The 18,460-nt window shown below is 39.2% G+C and carries 18 protein-coding genes and 1 other RNA gene; 8 read left to right on the top strand and 11 right to left on the bottom strand.

Translation table 11 applies throughout. The features are described from left to right. Positions 1 to 93: 93 nt before the first annotated feature. Complete coding sequence (locus H5118_RS01725) at positions 94 to 3,198, top strand: EAL domain-containing protein (RefSeq protein ID WP_182747533.1); 3,105 nt, start codon at positions 94 to 96, stop codon at positions 3,196 to 3,198. 88 nt (positions 3,199 to 3,286) lie between these two features. Continuing rightward, on the top strand, positions 3,287 to 4,174 hold the full coding sequence (locus tag H5118_RS01720; protein ID WP_002957976.1) for a LysR family transcriptional regulator: 888 nt from the start codon (positions 3,287 to 3,289) through the stop codon (positions 4,172 to 4,174). Between the two features lie 3 nt (positions 4,175 to 4,177). On the opposite strand, the gene H5118_RS01715 is transcribed toward H5118_RS01720, so the two are convergent. Further along, positions 4,178 to 5,131, bottom strand: coding sequence for a YihY/virulence factor BrkB family protein (locus tag H5118_RS01715; RefSeq protein WP_182670939.1), 954 nt, complete (start codon positions 5,129 to 5,131; stop codon positions 4,178 to 4,180). 127 nt (positions 5,132 to 5,258) lie between these two features. Here H5118_RS01715 and H5118_RS01710 point away from each other — a divergent pair, with 127 nt between their 5' ends. Beyond that, on the top strand, positions 5,259 to 6,338 hold the full coding sequence (locus H5118_RS01710) for a mechanosensitive ion channel family protein (protein WP_182719892.1): 1,080 nt from the start codon (positions 5,259 to 5,261) through the stop codon (positions 6,336 to 6,338). A gap of 75 nt (positions 6,339 to 6,413) precedes the next feature. Here H5118_RS01710 and rnpB read toward each other — a convergent pair. Both rnpB and rsmI read right to left on the bottom strand, forming a co-directional pair. After that, an RNA gene (gene rnpB, locus H5118_RS01705) (RNase P RNA component class A) lies at positions 6,414 to 6,791 on the bottom strand. Between the two features lie 41 nt (positions 6,792 to 6,832). Then, a complete protein-coding gene (gene rsmI, locus H5118_RS01700) occupies positions 6,833 to 7,690 on the bottom strand; it encodes a 16S rRNA (cytidine(1402)-2'-O)-methyltransferase (RefSeq protein WP_154903851.1) in 858 nt (285 codons plus the stop codon). Positions 7,691 to 7,751: 61 nt separating this feature from the next. Between rsmI and H5118_RS01695 the strand changes: the two genes are divergently transcribed. From H5118_RS01695 to dolP, 4 genes are read left to right on the top strand one after another with little or no spacing between them, the layout of a single operon-like run. Further along, entirely contained in the window at positions 7,752 to 9,629 is a 1,878-nt protein-coding gene (locus H5118_RS01695; RefSeq protein ID WP_182747531.1) for a penicillin-binding protein activator, read from the top strand. A gap of 24 nt (positions 9,630 to 9,653) precedes the next feature. Next, positions 9,654 to 10,025 carry a YraN family protein gene (locus H5118_RS01690; RefSeq protein WP_182694726.1) on the top strand — a complete coding sequence of 124 codons (372 nt, stop codon included), beginning with the start codon at positions 9,654 to 9,656 and terminating at the stop codon, positions 10,023 to 10,025. A 32-nt stretch (positions 10,026 to 10,057) separates the two neighbouring features. Then, entirely contained in the window at positions 10,058 to 10,651 is a 594-nt protein-coding gene (locus tag H5118_RS01685; RefSeq protein WP_002957968.1) for an SIS domain-containing protein, read from the top strand. After that, on the top strand, positions 10,644 to 11,210 hold the full coding sequence (gene dolP / locus H5118_RS01680; protein WP_039485369.1) for a division/outer membrane stress-associated lipid-binding lipoprotein: 567 nt from the start codon (positions 10,644 to 10,646) through the stop codon (positions 11,208 to 11,210). Before H5118_RS01685 ends, dolP begins: the two co-directional genes overlap by 8 nt. A gap of 58 nt (positions 11,211 to 11,268) precedes the next feature. On the opposite strand, the gene H5118_RS01675 is transcribed toward dolP, so the two are convergent. From H5118_RS01675 to zapE, 8 genes are all read right to left on the bottom strand, one after another. Further along, positions 11,269 to 11,706 carry a ClpXP protease specificity-enhancing factor gene (locus H5118_RS01675; RefSeq protein ID WP_002957966.1) on the bottom strand — a complete coding sequence of 146 codons (438 nt, stop codon included), beginning with the start codon at positions 11,704 to 11,706 and terminating at the stop codon, positions 11,269 to 11,271. Further along, positions 11,706 to 12,332 (bottom strand): stringent starvation protein SspA, encoded by a 627-nt coding sequence (gene sspA, locus H5118_RS01670; protein WP_002957965.1) that lies wholly within the window; start codon positions 12,330 to 12,332, stop codon positions 11,706 to 11,708. The genes H5118_RS01675 and sspA overlap by 1 nt, the downstream gene beginning before the upstream one ends. A gap of 80 nt (positions 12,333 to 12,412) precedes the next feature. Next, positions 12,413 to 13,162 carry a cytochrome c1 gene (locus H5118_RS01665; protein ID WP_002957964.1) on the bottom strand — a complete coding sequence of 250 codons (750 nt, stop codon included), beginning with the start codon at positions 13,160 to 13,162 and terminating at the stop codon, positions 12,413 to 12,415. Next, the gene (locus H5118_RS01660) at positions 13,159 to 14,424 is read right to left on the bottom strand and encodes a cytochrome b N-terminal domain-containing protein (RefSeq protein ID WP_002957963.1); all 1,266 of its coding nucleotides are present in this window, start codon (positions 14,422 to 14,424) and stop codon (positions 13,159 to 13,161) included. Before H5118_RS01660 ends, H5118_RS01665 begins: the two co-directional genes overlap by 4 nt. Continuing rightward, a complete protein-coding gene (gene petA / locus H5118_RS01655; protein WP_002957962.1) occupies positions 14,424 to 15,014 on the bottom strand; it encodes a ubiquinol-cytochrome c reductase iron-sulfur subunit in 591 nt (196 codons plus the stop codon). The genes H5118_RS01660 and petA overlap by 1 nt, the downstream gene beginning before the upstream one ends. A gap of 581 nt (positions 15,015 to 15,595) precedes the next feature. Beyond that, complete coding sequence (rpsI, locus tag H5118_RS01650; RefSeq protein ID WP_024595789.1) at positions 15,596 to 15,988, bottom strand: 30S ribosomal protein S9; 393 nt, start codon at positions 15,986 to 15,988, stop codon at positions 15,596 to 15,598. Between the two features lie 8 nt (positions 15,989 to 15,996). Beyond that, a complete protein-coding gene (rplM, locus tag H5118_RS01645; RefSeq protein WP_002957960.1) occupies positions 15,997 to 16,425 on the bottom strand; it encodes a 50S ribosomal protein L13 in 429 nt (142 codons plus the stop codon). A gap of 283 nt (positions 16,426 to 16,708) precedes the next feature. Then, on the bottom strand, positions 16,709 to 17,797 hold the full coding sequence (zapE, locus tag H5118_RS01640; protein ID WP_002957958.1) for a cell division protein ZapE: 1,089 nt from the start codon (positions 17,795 to 17,797) through the stop codon (positions 16,709 to 16,711). Between the two features lie 134 nt (positions 17,798 to 17,931). Between zapE and H5118_RS01635 the strand changes: the two genes are divergently transcribed. Further along, positions 17,932 to 18,375: a YhcB family protein gene (locus H5118_RS01635; protein WP_002957957.1), complete on the top strand. Its 444-nt coding sequence runs from the start codon at positions 17,932 to 17,934 to the stop codon at positions 18,373 to 18,375. Positions 18,376 to 18,460 lie beyond the last annotated feature (85 nt).

The raw sequence follows: 18,460 nt of genomic DNA, 5'->3' as shown, positions 1-18,460 counted from the left end.
TGATTCATTGGTTACATTTTCAACCTTATAATTACTATGGTTATTTGGAGTGAATTTGGCTACAATTGTTATTGCAAAATACGAAACTAAGGAATGGTTATTTTTACTTATTCTCTCAAACATCAGCTTTATCGTTTGCTTATATTGCTAAGTATTCCGGGCACCGCTGTAATTATTTTTACTCTGCTGCTTGAACGCCACCACTCTATTGAGCAAAGTGAAAAAAAAGTAGAAAACATTGCTAAGCAATTAATTTTACAGCAAAAGCACTTAGTCGATGATATTGACCGTTTAGCGCGTTATTTGTCTAAAGAGGAAAGTAAGAAAGAAAATTTAGCAACGTCCTGCCCTAATTATTTTAATCAATTTAGAGCTATTTATGCCCATGTTGCCAATATCGGGATTATAGATCCAAATGGCATTGTTATGTGTACAACAAGCGGATTAACCAAAACAATAAGTATTGCAGATCGTGCGTATTTTCAAAATGCCTTAAAAAGTAACCAATTGTCGGTAGGTTATTTTCAGCACGATAGAAACTTGCAAAAAAACACCCTTAACTTTGCGTTACCTATCATTAATAAAAAAAATGTAATTCAGGGCGTTGTAGTTATCGTTGTTGCGCTTGACTGGTGGAACAATGCTTTTAATAATATTGAACTGCCGACTGGCTCTATTGCTGCAATCGCTGATTCTAATGGAAAAATTTTAGCGCGTTACCCACCAACAACTGCAGCCCTTGGCGATAATATTGCAAAGACTTTATTAGCAACTGATTCTTCGATTGATAATGAGGCATTAACAAAAATAAAATCTATTGAGGGTGAAGATCGAATGCTTCATCACTCTATTATTTATAAAGATCCGAGTAATAACAGCTTAAATATACATATTGCACTTCCTATTACGCATGCTTTAAAGCAAATAAATAATAATTTTTTTATAGCGATTGGTGTGTTTATTTTATCACTGCTAGTGCTATGTTTAATTGCACGTAAGCTGCTTAAAACCAGCATTATCGACCCAATTAATAATCTAACAAATGCAACAAACGTGTTGGCTAAGGGCGAAATGCCGTCACAAAAAACACAGCCAAATAATCCAGAGCTAAATACTCTCTATCAGCGCTTTAAATCAATGGCGCAAACTAGGTTAACAGCTGAAGCTAATTTAAAAAACAAGCACGATGAGCTTACCAGCTTGCTTAATACTCTACCCGACAGTTACGTTAGAATTAACATCCATGGCGATATTCTCAACATAACGGGGCAATTTAAGCCTCAAGTAAACCCAAACAGCACTGCAGTACCTCATTTATCATCAATACTTTCACACAGCAATGTTCAGCTTTTGTTATCGCAGTTATCTAAGCTTGATGTTTCGAGTAATTTAGAATTTACACTCGAAAAATCAGATCCTAAACGCAGCTTTGAAGCGCGTATTAGTGCAATGCAAAGTAAAAATGAATACGTTGTTGTGCTAAGAGATATAACACAACGAAAAATAAATGAAGAAGCACTCCACCTTGCCTCGCTAGTGTATAACAACAGTAGTGAAGGCATGGCAATCACCGATCCAGCGGGTATAATATTTGATGTAAACCCTGCGTTTTGCAAAACGACTTTATATAGTAAAGAAGAAGTTATTGGGCGCTCCTCTTCAATTCTTTCATCAGGAAAACATGATAAGAATTTTTACAATAAAATGTGGTCTGAATTACAGCAAACAGGCCGCTGGCAAGGCGAGGTTATTAACCGTAAAAAGAACGGGCAGCTATACTCTGAGTGGCTCACAATCGATACGGTTTATGATACAAACAACGCACCTATTCGTCGAATCGCGATATTTACAGACCTCACTGAGAAAAAACAAGCCGATGAAACAATTTGGCGACAAGCTCACTATGATCACCTAACTGACTTACCAAATCGTTTAGAGTTAAAGGAGCGATTAAATCAACGATTTTCAAACGTTGTTACTCCCGACAATCAATTGGTTGTCATGCTTTTAGATATAGATCACTTTAAAGATATTAATGACACATTAGGCCATCACTATGGTGATAACTTATTAAAACTCGTATCTCAGCGTATAGTCCAGTCGGCAAAAAATGCTGAGTTTGTGGCACGTATTGGTGGTGATGAGTTTGTTATTGTGTTTAATCGTATAAAAAGTACGCGTCATATTAATCAAATTGCCAGTAATATTTTGCTTAGCCTATCGTCGGCTTTGCATCTTGAAAACGAAGAGTTATTTATTAGCGCCAGCATGGGCATAGCATGCGCCCCTAATGATGGTGAAAATACTGAACAACTTTTAAAGGCAGCCGATCAGGCTATGTATAAAGCAAAAAGTAATGGTCGTAACTGTTTTGAATTTTTCTCTGCTGACATGCGCGAATATGCACACGCGCGCATGGTGCTATTAAAAGACTTACGAAGTGCCATTGAACTTGAACAGTTTGAGTTGTTTTATCAGCCCATTGTTGCTTTGAATGATTTACATATTCATAAAGCTGAAGCACTTATTCGTTGGCAACATCCCGAAAAAGGCCTAATTAGCCCTGTCGCATTTATTCCTCTTGCTGAAGAAACTAGGCAAATAAATGCAATTGGCCAATTTGTATTTGCTCAAACCTTGCAAACGCTTAACGATATAAAAACCCTAACCGATGACACTTTTCAAATAAGTGTAAACGTGTCGCCAGTGCAGTTATCCACGCCAGAGAGTGGTATAGATGAATGGTACGATATGCTAAAAGCTGCAAAATTACCTGCATCCTCAATTGTGGCAGAAATAACTGAAGGCCTAATGATTAACCCCGAAGCATTAACGCAACGTCGCTTAAAAGAAATAGTAAAATCAGGTATGCAGCTTGCCCTTGATGATTTTGGTACAGGATATTCGTCACTCGCTTACTTACAAGAAATGGATACCGACTATTTAAAAATAGATAAACGTTTTGTTGATAATATCCAAGTAGGCAGTCAAGAACTTGCACTGTGTGAAGCAATAATTGTTATGGCGCATCAACTGGGCTTAAAAGTAATCGCCGAAGGAATTGAAACTGAATTACAAATGCAGCTATTACTTGAAGCCGGATGTGATTACGGACAAGGTTATTTATTTTCAAGACCTTTAAATAAAAGCAGTTTTATGGCACTTCTAGCTGATAAAAAAGTCGCTTTATTAAAATAAATAAACAAAAAATTACTGTTACGCAATAAATAATGCGTCTGCGCGGTCAAGTTAAGTAATCAGATATAAGTAGTAACAGGATTTAAAAATGGCAAAAGCAACATTAGAGCAATGGCGAATGTTTAAAGCGGTTGTGGATCACGGCGGATTTGCAGGCGCAAGTGCGGCTGTACATAAAAGTCAGTCAACCGTACACCATGCTGTTCAAAAACTTGAAGCCGCCTTGCAAATTAAGTTGCTTGAAGTAAAAGGTCGTAAAGCATTTTTAACCGATAGCGGTAAACTAATTTTACGCAGAGCTGAATTTTTAATTGAAGAAGCAACTAAAATAGAATCGGTAGCGAGCACACTAAGCGAAGGCGTAGAAAGCACATTAAAAATAGCTGTTGATGAAGTTTTTCCACACACCATTTTATACCAGGCACTTGCTAAAACGAGTGAACTTTACCCGCTTTTAAAGATTGATTTAGTAGAAAGCGTGCTAACCGGTGCAAACGAATTACTACATAACTCAGTGGTTGATTTAGCCATTTCATCAATTCCTATCTATGGAATTAGTTGCAGTACGTTATGCGATATAGAGTTTATAGCCGTTGCGCATAAAGACCATGTATTACACCAACAAACTGAACAACTCAACTTTCGCGATTTAAAGCTACACCGGCAAATAGTAGTTCGCGACTCAGCAACCCACACCAGTCACAATGATGGCTGGTTAGGTGCTGATATGCGCTGGACAGTCAGCCATTTACGCAACTCTATTGATATGGTTAGTCAAAATTTGGGTTACGCTTGGCTGCCAAAAACACAAATAGCACATTTAATTGAAGATAAAACGCTCATCCCACTTAATTTAGACCAAGGTACAACCCGTACCCTTAATTTATATTTAATGTGCAACGACAACGACAGGCTTGGTCCTGCAGCACAAGAGTTTAAAGAGCAGCTTACGGCTCTCACTAACTTAGCTAGCTAATAGCTATTCGTTTTTTACATCGAGGTGATCTGCCACATAGGCGCCTCGCTGCCCACGCTCTTTAGCTGGGCCTATAGTACTGTCTTTACCTGTTTGCTGCTCAGTAGCTGCATTAATAACAGCACCTAATGTGATTATATAAGCGCTGATATACAACCACATCAACATGATCACTACACCACCTAGTGAGCCGTAAGTTTCGTTGTAACTAGAAAAACGCGACACATAAAAAGAAAAACCTATAGATGCCAAAATCCAAAGTACAGTAGCAATAGACGAACCCATCGTGATCCAACGCCATTTGGCCGGTTTACGATGTGGGGCATAACGATATAAAAGTACCAATGCAAAATTAAAGGTAAAAGCTAATAATGGCCAAGAGATGAGTTTAATTAATAAATCTATACTTTCTTTTAGTCCCACTAAATTAAGTACAATAGGTAAAATACCAATAATTAATAACGCAAAAATTGCGACAACAATCGCCCCTACCGAAAATAAAAAGCGTACTAATTGAGCTTTAAAAAATGAACGCTTTTCATATTCACGATAACTAATATTACACGCAGTAATAAGTGCTTGGCTGCCCTTAGAACTACTCCAAATAGTAAGTATAAGCGTACCGATTGCACTTAAGCTCAAGCTTGCACTTGATGTTTTTGCAAGGCTAGAAACCTGAGATAAAATTAGTTCACTGGTACTTGGTGGGAGCAAAGTAACTATTTTACTTAAATGATCACTAATATCTGCGGGGGATGAAAAGTACGCATACACAGATACCATCGCCGCAATGGCCGGAAAAATAGCAAGTAACGCATAAAATGCCACACCCGCTGCCACTATAGATAAGTTATCTTCACTCATTTGCTTAAAAATGCGCTTAACAATATCCCACCAACCTATAAAAGGGATATGACCAGGCTGCTCAGCTTGCTGTCCTCGTTTAGCTTCTTTCATTCTAAACCTCAATATTTGTATTACATTACTACAGCAAAATGTTTGCCAAGTTAAATAAAGTATTTGGTACTAAACTTGCTTTTACCTAATATTAGCGATTATAAAAACCAAACACGGACGATAAGCCATGCCTAGTAGCCAATCAAACATTATAGCTTTAAACAATACGCCTCCCAGCACGCAAAGTTTTCAAGGCGATGTGTTTACGTGGCAGTTTTTTCATGAACAAGCTGTGCAATTACTTCACGCAACAGCGCAAATATTACCCACACTATTACTCGGTATAATACTTTTAGCATTAAGCTATTTAATTGCAGGGCCACTTTCTCGATTGCTTATAAAGCCTATTGACTACATGACTGACAGTAAACTAGTTCATCTAGTTGTAAGGCGTAGTATAAGCACTTTGATTATTTTATTTGGCGTGTACTTATTCCTGCGTTTAGCAGGGCTTACCGAGTTTGCTGTTGCCATTATGAGTGGCACGGGACTAATAGGACTTATATTAGGTTTTGCCTTTAGAGACATAGCTGAGAACTTTATCGCTAGTTTATTACTGAGCATACAAAGGCCTTTTAAAATCGACGATGTAATTGAAGTAGACAATCGTTTAGGTGTTGTTAAAAAAGTAACCGCAAGAGCAACCACACTTGTTGATTACGATGGCAATCATATTCAAATACCCAATGCGACGGTATATAAAAATACCATTAAAAACCTGACTGCCAATCCAAAAATGCGCGGAAAAGTAGAAATTGGTATTGGCTATGATAACGATATACGCAGCGCACAAACTCTTGCCCTAGCTATTGCCAATCAACAAAATGCGGTACTTAGCGACCCACCTGCGCAAGTTTTAATAAAAAACTTAGGCTCATCTACTATTAACTTCGTTTTGTATTTTTGGGTTAATAGCGAGCAGCACAGCCCATTAAAAGTAGCTTCCCAGCTTATGCGCGAATTAGTCAATGAGTTCACAAAACAAAACATCAGCATGCCTGATGACGCACGAGAAAGAATTATACTCACCGACCCTAGTGAAAATGTTTCTAATTTAGAGGAAAAACAACCATCGCAAGTACAAAGCGAAAAAAGTGAAACAGTTGATCAAACTAAAACACTTGATGATGTAAGCAGTGATACCGACGAAATACGTGAACAAGCAGAGCAATCAAGAGACCCAGAACAAGGTAAAAATATTATTTAATAATGCTTAAATTGCATTAACTAAAATTTAGACACAAAAAAGCCCGCAGTGTTAACTGCGGGCTTTTTTATTGAATGAGTGAGTCAGCCTATAAGCCGGGTTTTGTCCTTTCCGAAGAAAGTGATAATCATTCGTCTAGGCCATAAATCGCTCTATGGCTCAAGCAACCTACCCGGTTCTCACGTGGGCCACGCGTTCATTATTTAAAATGATAGAACCCTATTTGGTCTTGCTCCGAGTGGAGTTTACCTTGCAACCAACTATTACTAGCGGCCCGGTGCGCTCTTACCGCACCCTTTCACCCTTACCAATCGAGATTGGCGGTCTCCTCTCTGCTGCACTTGTCGTGGGCTCACGCCCCCCAGCCGTTAGCTGGCACTCTGCCCTATGGAGCCCGGACTTTCCTCCCCCTGATCATTTTCGTCACAGGCAGCGATCATCTTGGCTGACTCGGCGCGCAGTATACATGAGGCTAATACCAAGCGCAGTAAAATTTACTCTTTTTCTTCAATAATTGTTTTGTATAAAGCGTTTTTCTTCATTCCAAAGTATTCAGCAACAACGCCACAGGCTTTTTTCATTGGCATTTCACTCTCAAGCAGTGCCAGCATTTTGCGCGCTTCTGGTGGAACATCGTCTACTAGTTTTGGTTTGCCCGGCAACATTAATACAATTTCGCCGCGTTGCTTAGTGGGATCATCAGTTAAAAACTGTTTAAGCTCACTTACACTACCATTAAAAAATGTTTCAAAGGTTTTGGTTAGCTCTTTAGCAAACACAACTTGCTGCTCATCACCAAGGGCTAGTGCTAAATCATCAAGGCTTGCCATAATACGGTGCGTACTTTCGTACATTATACTGGTGATACCTGAGTTGACAGCTTCGGTAAAAAAGTCTTGGCGAGCTTTGCTTTTAGCTGGCGTAAAACCAATAAACTGAAAACGGTCGGTTGGTAAGCCTGAACAACATACGGCTGTAATTGCAGCACATGCACCTGGAACAGGTGTAACATGAGCGCCTTGTTCGCGACATAGATTTACAACCGCGTAGCCTGGATCACTAATTAGTGGCGTACCAGCGTCAGATACTAAAGCAATATTTAAACCTTGATTAAGTTGATCAATAATTTGTTGTGCTTTTTGCTTTTCGTTGTGGTCGTGTAATGCAAACGTTTTTGCCTTAATTCCAAAGTGGCTAAGTAGCTTGCCGGTATGGCGAGTGTCTTCAGCAGCTATTAAGTCAACTTGCGATAATGTCGCAATGGCACGGTGACTTAAGTCGTCATAATTGCCAATTGGGGTGGCAACAATGTAAAGAGTGCCAATTTTCTGTGAATTCTCCTCATTTAACATTGAGGTCTCCTGCGTCAGTCAGTAATATAAGCAAATCGCGTTAACGTATTGGGAAATCATTGTGCGACTTAAACTAGTTAGTCTATTAATTATATTGTCAGGGTTATCGGCGTGTAGCACAACCGAAAAACCAACTAAAAACAGCGATAACGTAAGTAACCGCACTAATGCACTGCAAAATCAGGCAACCAGTGCGCAATCTATCTACCAATTGGCGCAAAACCGCCAAGGTGCCGATAAAATACAGTTATTGTATAGCGCCCGTGATGCTGCAATTAGTGAGCAAAACTGGCCTTTGTTAGAGAAAATTGGTAATGAGCTTGAATTAACCGCAAGTGTTGATCAAATCCAAAACCGTCTTTATATTGCATTTGCACAAAAACAACAGAATAAGAATGATCAAGCTTTGGTGATTTTACAATCGCTAGACGGACAACTTACTCAACCTGAGCATTTTGCTTGGCATCAGTTTTTAACAGCCAGTATTTATGCATCGCAAAATTTTCCAAAAAAAGCTGCCCCCTACTTCTTTAGAGCCTCTGAAACAGCAACAAAAAACAATATAGAAATCCCTCAGCTCAATCAATATTTGTGGGATAACTTAAAACAGCTCTCTTCATATGCGCTTGAACGTTTTAACCGTGGTTCGGTTATCCAGCAAGGCTGGGTAAACCTTGGTCTATACTATCAAGTATATGCTAGTAGTGGCGTGGAGCTAGACCAAGCAATTAATAATTGGCGCAGACGCTATATTGGGCATCCGGCTTTTTCTGTATTACCTGAACAAGACGAAATGCTTACTGAGCTCGCCCCAATTAATATAGAGCGTTTAGTTGTGTTGTTTCCACAATCGGGCCCTAACGAACGTTTAGGTGATGCCCTTAAAGCTGGCGTATTAGCTGCACTTGATACGCAAACTATCAACGACACTATTTTTATTGATGAAAACTTAAGTACAGAAGAAATTGCAGCGCAACTTGAAGAAATAAAGCCTGATTTTGTAATTGGTCCTCTACTTAAAGCAAATATTGATAAACTAGCCAATGCACAAACTCTTATTGATACTCCGGTACTGCATTTAAACACCTTTGATGGTGAGCGCATTTCGCTTCAGCATTATTACTTTGCATTGAACCCTGAGCACGAAGTACAGCAAGCTCTGGAACACTTTTTAACTAAGGGCTATCAAAAGCCTATGCTGCTTGCGCCAAATAATGCCAATGGCCAACGTTTAGTTGATTATTTTAACCTACAGTGGCAACGCTACAGCGAAACCAAGCCGCAAATCGGTTTTTATAACGATAAAAAAGATATGCCGAACACAATTACCAGCTTATTAGAAGTTGATAAGTCAAAAGATCGCATACAAACAGTTAAAGCATTATTTAAGCAAGAAGTAGAAAACGAAACGCGTTCACGCAGTGATATAGACGTTATTTATATTTTGGGTGATGCAATAGAAACTCGCTTAATTAAACCTTACCTTGATGTAAACGTCAGTACATTTGCTGATCGTATCCCACTTTATGCAAGCTCTAAAAGTCATAGTAAACAAATTGACAGTACAGACAAAGGCGACTTAGACGGCCTATACTTCACTGAATTACCGTGGATGCTTGATTCACAAATTAAACAACATAATTTACGCCAGCAGTACAACTCTCTATGGCCTGAGCAAATTGATATTAGCCAACGCTTATTTGCAATGGCATACGATGCAGTATCAATATTACATGACATTAGACAGTTAAGCGTAATGCCAGGCAATCAATATAGTGGTTTAAGTGGTAAGTTGTCTGTTAATACCAGCGGCCATATAGAACGCATGCTCGACTGGGCTCAATATACAAACCGTCGCATTAAGCCTGTGCAATTAGAAACACAACGCCCGGTACCATTGTTTATGCAATCAGCGGGTGATATACAAACTATAAATTAAACTTTATTAAGTTAAGGGGGCGGCATGTCGTGGTTTAAAGAGCTGTGGCAAAATAGTCGCGAAAAAGGCCAGTATTATGAGCTTGAAGCGCAAAAATACTTAGTTACTCAGGGCTTAACACCCATTGAACGTAATTATTACTGCCCCTTTGGCGAGCTTGATGTCATTATGAAAGAAGGCGACACCCTTGTATTCATTGAGGTCAAGTTTCGCAAAAATAATGCCCGTGGCGGTGCCAACTATGCACTTAGCCCACAAAAACAAGCTCGATTAAAACGTAGTATTTATCATTACTTAGCAGCTAAAAATTTAACTAACCAAGCACTAAGAATTGATTATGTAGCCATTACAGGAGAAGCATCTCCTAATATTAATTGGCTTAAAAATGTATTTTAAACGCAAATACAAAGATAAATTATTGGTAGGCTATGCAAGACACAATTAAAGAAATTTTTACAGAAAGCATTCAAGTTCAAATCGCTGCTGGTGAAGTGCTACCTAGTGCGCTTGAGTCAGCTGCATTTACTATTGCACAAAGTCTGATCAACGGAAATAAACTCATTTGCTGCGGTACTGCAAATTGCCACATGCTCGCTCAGCATATGGCGGGTGTATTGGTTAATCACTATGAAACCGAGCGTCCTTGTTTGCCGGCAATCGCTCTATCGCAAGAAAACGTTAATCTTGGGCAAAGTACCCAGGTAGACGATCACGATACATTTGCTCGTCAAGTCCGCGCTTTTGCCCAGCAAGGCGACTTATTGCTCGTACTGGCTATTAACGGTAACGAAAAGCATGTTATTTCTGCCGTTGAAGCAGCACTAACTAAAGATATGAAGGTCATAGTTATGGTTGGTGATGATGGTGGCGAGTTGGTTGGCCTACTTGGCCCTAACGATGTTGAAATTAGATCGCCATCAAAACGCCCTAGCCGCATTATCGAATCCCATTTAGTTAACTTACATTGTTTAAGCGAACTTGTTGATTTAACGCTTTTCCCTCAGGATGAAAATTATGTTTAAACGCTCTCTTATTGTTTTAGGTACTGTTGTATTACTACAAGGCTGCGCAGCTGCTGTTGTTGCAGGTACAGCCAGTGCAGTAACTGCAGCGAACGATCGCCGTACCATTGGCTCTCAAATTGACGATAACAATATTGAAATAAAAGCCAGTATTGCACTTAGCGAAGTAGAACGCCTTGAAAAGTTTGCCAATATAAGCGCTGTAAGCGTTAACGGTATTGTTTTACTTGTAGGCCAAGTATCTAATGAAGAAATGAGAAACGAAGCACAGCGTACCATTGAGGGCGTTTCAGGTATTCGTAAGATACATAACCAAATTCGTATTGGCTCAAATATTGGCATTACTACACAAACGCATGACTCTTGGTTAACATCTAAAGTAAAAGCTCAGCTACTAACAGCAAAAGACATTAGCAGTAATAACATTAAAGTAGTTACTGAAAACGCTGAAGTATTTTTAATGGGTTTAGTATCTGACTCTGAGTCTACTCAAGCTGTAAACATTGCCCGAAATGTATCTGGCGTAGAGCGGGTAATTAAAGTATTTGAATATATGTAAAGTAAAATACAGACATAAAAAAACCGCTTATTAAGCGGTTTTTTTTTGCATTTACTTATTATTTAATAACGCGTAAATGAGAGCCTTTTTTCTTCTGTGGCTTTTCTGGTGGTGTTTCATCAATAAATTCAGCTGATGAATCAACACTTTCAAGCTCAGGCACAAAATCGTCTTCGTCCTCTAAAAACTCATCTGCAGTAAAGACTGTTCCTTCGCCATTTTCACGCGCGTATATTGCAAGCACAGCACCTAGAGGCACATACACTTGCATTGGCTGACCACCAAAGCGCGCATTGAAGCTAAGTTGGGTTAAGTCTAACGAAAACTGTGTGACCGCTGATGGACTTATGTTTAAAACAATTTGTCCGTCTTGAACAAACTGTGTTGGCACTTGTACATTTGCAAACCCAGCGTCTACCACTAAATGCGGTGTACACTCGTTATCGACTATCCAATCAAAAAAAGCACGTAATAAATAAGGACGATTAGGCGTCATTATAAACGGATCTCACGCTCAGCTTCAGTTAAAGAGGCTTGGAATGACTCACGTTCAAATAAACGGATCATGTACTCTTTAAGCTCTTTAGAACCTGCACCATTAAGCTCAATACCAAACTCTGGTAAACGCCATAATAGTGGAGCTAAATAACAATCTACTAAGCTAAACTCTTCACTCATAAAGTAAGGTGCTTCGCTAAAAATAGGTGCTACAGCAAGTAATGCTTCTGTTAGCTCTTTACGAGCTTGAGCAGCATCTGACGTGTTGTTACTGATTTTGTCAGCTAGGCTGTACCAGTCAGTATCAATACGATGCATCATTAAGCGGCTACGACCACGCATTACCGGGTAAACAGGCATTAGTGGAGGATGAGGAAAACGCTCATCAAGGTATTCCATGATGATGTTTGCCTGGTATAAACCAAGCTCACGGTCAATCAGTGTTGGCACTGTGCCGTAAGGGTTAATTTCGTGAAGTGCTTCTGGCAAGTTATCTTTTTCAGCCAAATGAATATCTACACTTACACCTTTTTCCGCAAGTACAATACGTACTTGGTGGCTATACATACAGTTAGCACCAGAAAAAAGGGTCATTACAGGGCGCTTATTGGCAGCTACGGCCATGCCTATACCTCCATTAAATAACTAAAACAGCAAAAGGGGCTTAAGCCCCTATTGCAAAATTACCTTTAAAAATGTTCAAGTTAATGAACATCTCTCCAGTATTCTTTCTTAAGCATAAATGCCAAGATAAATAGAATTATTAAGAATCCTATTACCTTAATACCTAGCGCTTCCGATTCAAGACGTGAAGGTTCACCCACGTACTCAAGGAAGTTTGTTAAATCACGAGCCGCTTGGTCGTATTCATCTACGCTTAATTCACCCGTACCATCAGTTTCAGTAGCAATAACTTTGGTCACAGTGTGGCCATGTTCTTCTACTTCTTTAGTGATAGGCGTTGGTAAACCTTGTAGTTCTTGAAGAACATGAGGCATACCTACCGATGGAAAAACAATATTGTTAACTCCAAACGGGCGAGATTCATCTTTATAAAACGATTTTAGGTACGTGTAAATATAATCTGGTGATTTTACACGTGCAATAAGAGTTAAATCCGGCGGAGCCGCACCAAACCATTTTGCTGCATCGTCTTTTGTAATTGCGTTGGTGATATGGCTACCTACTTTAGAGCCGTCAAAAATTAACTGCTCTAAACCAACTTCTGTTGGGATACCGATATCACGAAAAGTACGCTCATAACGTTGATACTGCATTTGGTGACAACCAAGACAGTAGTTCATGAACAACTTTGCACCGCGTTGTAAAGATGGTTGATCAGTAAGGTCGTTATTCGCTTCCATTAAAGGAACCGACGGACCTGCTGCCATAACCATGTTAGGCAACAAGTTTACTGATAAAGCAAATAAACCAATAATAAGCTTCTTCATCATTTCGTTAACCTCTCTGGCAATGGCTTAGTTTTTTCGTTCTTACTGTATACAAACAACAGTACGAAGAACATAAAGTAAGTCACAGTACAGATTTGAGAAATAATCGTTTTCATATCAGTTTGTGGAGTTGCACCCACCCAACCAAGAAGAACGAAAGTTACAACAAAGCCTGCAATGTTCCATTTATGGAAACCACAACGGTAACGAACCGATTTAACTCTACCACGGTCTATCCAAGGTAGTAATGCAAGTACTACAATCGATGCACCCATCGCCGCAACACCGATTAACTTATCAGGGATTGCACGTAAGATTGCATAGAATGGCGTAAAGTACCAAACCGGGAAAATATGCTCAGGTGTTTTAAGTGGGTTAGCTGCCTCGAAGTTTGGACCTTCTAAAAAGAAGCCATTCATCGCCGGCATAAAGAACACAACCCAACAAAACAGTATTAAGAAACCAACCACACCCACAATATCTTTAACTGTGTAGTAAGGGTGGAACGGTATCGCATCAACAATGTCTTTTTTGTTAGTGTAATACTCGTGGAATTTAAATTTAGGCTTATCTTCTTCAGCTACTGAGCCTTTCTTACGTTTAATCTCAATACCTTCAGGGTTATTTGAACCCACTTCGTGTAGAGCAACAATGTGTAAGAAAACTAAGATTACAATAACCAGTGGTAGTGCAATTACATGTAATGCAAAGAAGCGATTAAGCGTTGCACCTGATATTACGTAGTCACCACGGATCCAAAGTGTTAAGTCATCACCAATAACCGGAATAGCACCGAATAATGAAATGATTACTTGTGCGCCCCAGAACGACATTTGGCCCCATGGTAATAAATATCCCATGAATGCTTCTGCCATTAGCGCTAAGAAAATGAACATACCAAATAACCACAGTAATTCACGCGGTTTTTGGTAAGAACCGTAGATCATGCCACGGAACATATGCATATATACAACGATGAAAAACGCTGATGCACCTGTTGAGTGCAAGTAACGTAGTAACCAACCATATTCTACATCACGCATGATGTACTCTACCGAAGCAAAAGCACCTTCAGCAGACGGAACAAAGTTCATCGTTAACCAAATACCTGTTAGGATTTGGTTTACTAGTACTAACATGGCTAGTGAGCCAAAAAAGTACCAGAAGTTAAAGTTTTTAGGTGCTGGATACTGTGCAATGTGCATGTTCCAAACACGTGTCATTGGGATTCGGTCGTCTATCCAACCAATAATCTTACCAAACATTAGGCTACCCCTCTTTCTTCGCCCACTAAAATAGTGGTGTCATCTAGAAAAGTATAAGGTGGTATTTCTAAGTTTAATGGTGCAGGTACCGATTGAAATACTCGACCAGCCATATCAAATTTAGAACCGTGGCACGGGCAGTAGAAACCGTCATCAGTCCCTTCTACTTTCTCACCAAAATTACCTTGTAAAAAGCCTGGTGAACATCCTAAATGCGTACAAATACCTACAGCCAAAAATATTTCTGGACGTAATGAACGGTAATCATTTGTTGATGATTCTAATTGTTGTGGCTCTTGCGATTGCGGATCACGAAGTTGACCTTCATGTTCTTTCATCTGCTCAAGCATTTTTGGGGTACGTGATACAACCCATACAGGTTTACCACGCCACTCGACACGTATTAATTGTCCAGGCTCAAGTTTGCTGATATCTACTTCTACAGGCGCACCCGCAGATTTAGCTCGCTCACTTGGATTCCAAGACGCAATAAAAGGAACAGCAGCCCCAGCCGCACCAACACCACCTACAACAGAGGTAGCTATGGTTAAAAAGCGACGTCGGCCATTGTCTACAGGCGCATTGCTCATCCACTTATCTCCACTATGATTCTCAACACTTGCTATATTGAGAACATCAGTTACAGCAGGTTAATTATTCGAAATTTTTAAAATAGAAGCGATCATAATTAAAACCCTTGATTAAAACAAGGTTATTCAAAGCCCCATGCTCGAATAAACCTGACTTGATCAAAAATTTGATTAAGCTAGCTCGAGAATAAAGCCGAACGACTATAATAACGCTTCTGTAAAAACAATATACTGACCGAGATCAACACCACTAAGAGGAAACAGTAAAAACTGTACATAGTGTCGTTAAACTCACTCATTTTACTTCCACGCCAATTGTAGCAAAAAATTCCACCAATTAACTGATGGATTTAAACTAATTACGATAATTATTTAACTTTTTTGCAGCTATCTGAGTGTTTTTTAACTTTCGTTCGATTAATACGCAGTTATTAATAAATTTGATCATCATTAATTACAGCAATACCAAGTATGGCGACCGCTATAAACAAATTTAAATTAAGTAGCAAATGTAAACTTTTTGATTTGAAAACAAAAAACCCAGCATAAGCTGGGTTTTTGAATTCTTGATAACGTATAGATTAACGTTTTGAGAACTGTGGACGCTTACGCGCTTTCTTAAGACCCACTTTCTTACGTTCAACTTTACGTGCATCACGTGTAACAAAACCTGCTTTACGAAGTTGTGGACGTAGTGACTCGTCAAACTCCATAAGTGCACGAGTGATACCGTGACGGATAGCACCAGCTTGACCAGTTGTACCACCACCAGAAACGGTGATGTAAAGGTCAAATTTTTCAGTCATATCAACTAGCTCAAGAGCTTGATGAACAACCATGCGTGCTGTTTCGCGACCAAAATACTCTTCTAGAGAGCGTTTGTTGATTACGATGTTACCAGTGCCTGGGCGTAAGAATACGCGAGCACTTGAACTTTTACGACGACCTGTACCGTAGTATTGATTTGCCATGATGGTGCTCCTTAAATGTCTAGAACCTGAGGCTGTTGTGCAGCATGGTTATGCTCAGTACCTGCGTAAACTTTAAGTTTACGGTACATAGCGCGGCCTAAAGGACCACGTGGCAACATGCCTTTTACAGCTTTCTCGATGATCATTTCAGGCTTTGCAGCTTGAAGTTTATCAAAAGTAGTAGACTTAAGGCCACCTGGAAAACCAGAGTGAGCGTAGTACACTTTATCTTTGAATTTGTTACCAGTTACAGTAACTTTTTCAGCGTTGATAACGATGATGTAATCACCAGTATCTACGTGAGGAGTGTATTCAGCTTTATGCTTACCGCGTAGGCGGTGAGCGATTTCAGTAGCGATGCGACCTAAAGTTTTACCTTCAGCGTCAACTACGTACCAGTCACGTTTTACTGTTTCTGGTTTAGCAACAAACGTTTTCATTTATAAAAATCCAATGTTTTTCAATTAAAACCACAAGTAGTTAATATTAACTACTGCTCTAAGTTTGCTATAACCCCTTCGAGTTTTAGACTTTTGCGCCGCTCACAAGTGGCTAGACTATATGAGGACATAGAACGCAACGTGGCAGACGCGGGAGTATACCAGCACTTAAAACACATTGCTACTCGCCGGTTGTTTTTTCCACAAGAAATTTCAGAAATAAGAAATACTATATATGTACCTCTTTTTTTATAGTTGCCCTATTACACATTTACTTACTTATTTAAACTAAATGCTCTCTAGCTAAATATTCTAAGGATTGCATTTCTTGTAAACGACTAATACAACGCTTAAATTCAAAATTTAAATTACCTTGGGTATAAAGTTCGGTAATAGGTTTTTCAGCCGATATAATTAAAGTTACATGGCGCTCGTAAAATTCATCCACTAAAGCAATAAAACGTCTAGCAGCATCATCATTAGTTTGACCTAGCTGTTTTACGTTAGAAATAATCACCGTATTGTATAAGCGGCTAATCTCCATGTAATCGACCTGGCTACGTGCTGTTTCGCACAATTCACTAAACTCAAACATCACAACGCATTTAGCTACTTTACGCGTTTTGATTTTTCGCCCTTCTATCTCTATCGGCTCATCTAATTGCCCTGGCTCTGGCGATAACTTATCGAAGTACTCAAATAGGTTCTTATCCGCATCTTCATCTAACGGACTATGAAAAATTTCAGCTTGCTCTAAAGTACGTAAGCGATAATCGATACCTGAATCTACATTAACTATCTCGGTATTTTTTTTAACAAGCTCAATAGCTGGCATAAAACGAGCTCGCTGTAAGCCATTTCTGTAAAGTTCATCTGGCACTATATTAGAGGTTGCTACAAGTACTATGCCCCGTGCAAATAGCGCTTCCATTAAGCCACCTAATAGCATGGCATCAGTAATGTCTTGTACAAAAAACTCATCAAAGCAAATAATGTCTGTTTCTGCTTTAAAAGTGTCAGCAATTTTTTCTAATGGATTAGCCGTATTATTTAGCTTTTTAAGCTCGTTATGCACTCGGTGCATAAATCGATGAAAGTGCACACGCATTTTACGTGTGCCCGGTAATGATTCGTAAAAAGTGTCAACTAAATAAGTTTTACCACGCCCTACTCCCCCCCAAAAGTACAAACCTTTTACAGGCGCAGGTTCTTCTTTACTAAATAGCTTAGCAAAAAAGCCTTTTTGTTTTGGCTTTGTCTGAGTTAGGTCATCGTATAGACGTTGTAAATGGCGCACAGCATTTTCTTGTGCTGCGTCGTGTACAAAGTCATCTCGCTTTAAGTCTTGTTGGTATGTTTGCCAAGGAGTCATATCTATTTACAGTTAAAACACAGTTTAATTTGCAAAGCATATTAACACGCATCATAACTCGGGGTATATTACACTTAGTATGATTTATAATTGAATCGGCATTCGTTAGTTATTTTCCCAAAGGGGTAGTTTTTATGGGCACAGTTATGTGGGTAGGTTTGATTGTTATTGTTGCTGTTGTAGCATTTTTTATTGGCGCATTTGTTACTAAAAAACAGTTCAAACAAGATGAATTAAAAGAGCAAGCAGAGCAAGCTGAAAATGCGTTAGAGCAGTATCGCCAAGATGTAGCTGATCATTTAGCGAATACTGGTAAGCTCGTAAATAAAATGAAAGAAAACTATGATCAACTGCTTAGTCACGTTGAAGAAACAAACCAGCTTCTTCTAGAAGATAGAAATAAAGCACCAGCTGAACCATTCTTTTCAAAAGAAACAACAGAACAACTGCAGGCTTCATTAAAAGAGCGTCAATGCGATCGTTCTACAGCCGCAGCACAACCAGCTGATTATGTATCAGGTGAATCAGGTTTATTTGCTGGTCAAAATAAAGTTTCAGAACATTCTAAAGCATCTTGATGAACTTTTTTTTGACCCCATAGTCTTTAGATATAACAGCTTTGTTGTTTTATCTTAATAAACTGAAAAGGGCTGCTGTAAAGTA

Origin of the sequence: Pseudoalteromonas sp. SR41-1, assembly GCF_014164015.1 — a bacterium.
Lineage (GTDB): Bacteria > Pseudomonadota > Gammaproteobacteria > Enterobacterales > Alteromonadaceae > Pseudoalteromonas > Pseudoalteromonas distincta.
This window is presented reverse-complemented; position numbering and strand designations above follow the sequence as displayed.

What these genes read in the sequence shown, in the direction of transcription:
- H5118_RS01715 (WP_182670939.1), bottom strand. Translation starts at nt 5,131, where the DNA reads ATGAAAGAAGCTAAACGAGGACAGCAAGCTGAGCAGCCTGGTCATATC.
- rplM (WP_002957960.1), bottom strand. Translation starts at nt 16,425, where the DNA reads ATGAAAACGTTTGTTGCTAAACCAGAAACAGTAAAACGTGACTGGTAC.
- H5118_RS01635 (WP_002957957.1), top strand. Translation starts at nt 17,932, where the DNA reads ATGGGCACAGTTATGTGGGTAGGTTTGATTGTTATTGTTGCTGTTGTA.
- H5118_RS01675 (WP_002957966.1), bottom strand. Translation starts at nt 11,706, where the DNA reads ATGACGCCTAATCGTCCTTATTTATTACGTGCTTTTTTTGATTGGATA.
- petA (WP_002957962.1), bottom strand. Translation starts at nt 15,014, where the DNA reads ATGAGCAATGCGCCTGTAGACAATGGCCGACGTCGCTTTTTAACCATA.
- zapE (WP_002957958.1), bottom strand. Translation starts at nt 17,797, where the DNA reads ATGACTCCTTGGCAAACATACCAACAAGACTTAAAGCGAGATGACTTT.
- H5118_RS01720 (WP_002957976.1), top strand. Translation starts at nt 3,287, where the DNA reads ATGGCAAAAGCAACATTAGAGCAATGGCGAATGTTTAAAGCGGTTGTG.
- H5118_RS01660 (WP_002957963.1), bottom strand. Translation starts at nt 14,424, where the DNA reads ATGTTTGGTAAGATTATTGGTTGGATAGACGACCGAATCCCAATGACA.
- H5118_RS01710 (WP_182719892.1), top strand. Translation starts at nt 5,259, where the DNA reads ATGCCTAGTAGCCAATCAAACATTATAGCTTTAAACAATACGCCTCCC.
- rsmI (WP_154903851.1), bottom strand. Translation starts at nt 7,690, where the DNA reads ATGTTAAATGAGGAGAATTCACAGAAAATTGGCACTCTTTACATTGTT.
- dolP (WP_039485369.1), top strand. Translation starts at nt 10,644, where the DNA reads ATGTTTAAACGCTCTCTTATTGTTTTAGGTACTGTTGTATTACTACAA.
- H5118_RS01685 (WP_002957968.1), top strand. Translation starts at nt 10,058, where the DNA reads ATGCAAGACACAATTAAAGAAATTTTTACAGAAAGCATTCAAGTTCAA.
- H5118_RS01725 (WP_182747533.1), top strand. Translation starts at nt 94, where the DNA reads ATGGTTATTTTTACTTATTCTCTCAAACATCAGCTTTATCGTTTGCTT.
- sspA (WP_002957965.1), bottom strand. Translation starts at nt 12,332, where the DNA reads ATGGCCGTAGCTGCCAATAAGCGCCCTGTAATGACCCTTTTTTCTGGT.
- H5118_RS01665 (WP_002957964.1), bottom strand. Translation starts at nt 13,162, where the DNA reads ATGATGAAGAAGCTTATTATTGGTTTATTTGCTTTATCAGTAAACTTG.
- H5118_RS01690 (WP_182694726.1), top strand. Translation starts at nt 9,654, where the DNA reads ATGTCGTGGTTTAAAGAGCTGTGGCAAAATAGTCGCGAAAAAGGCCAG.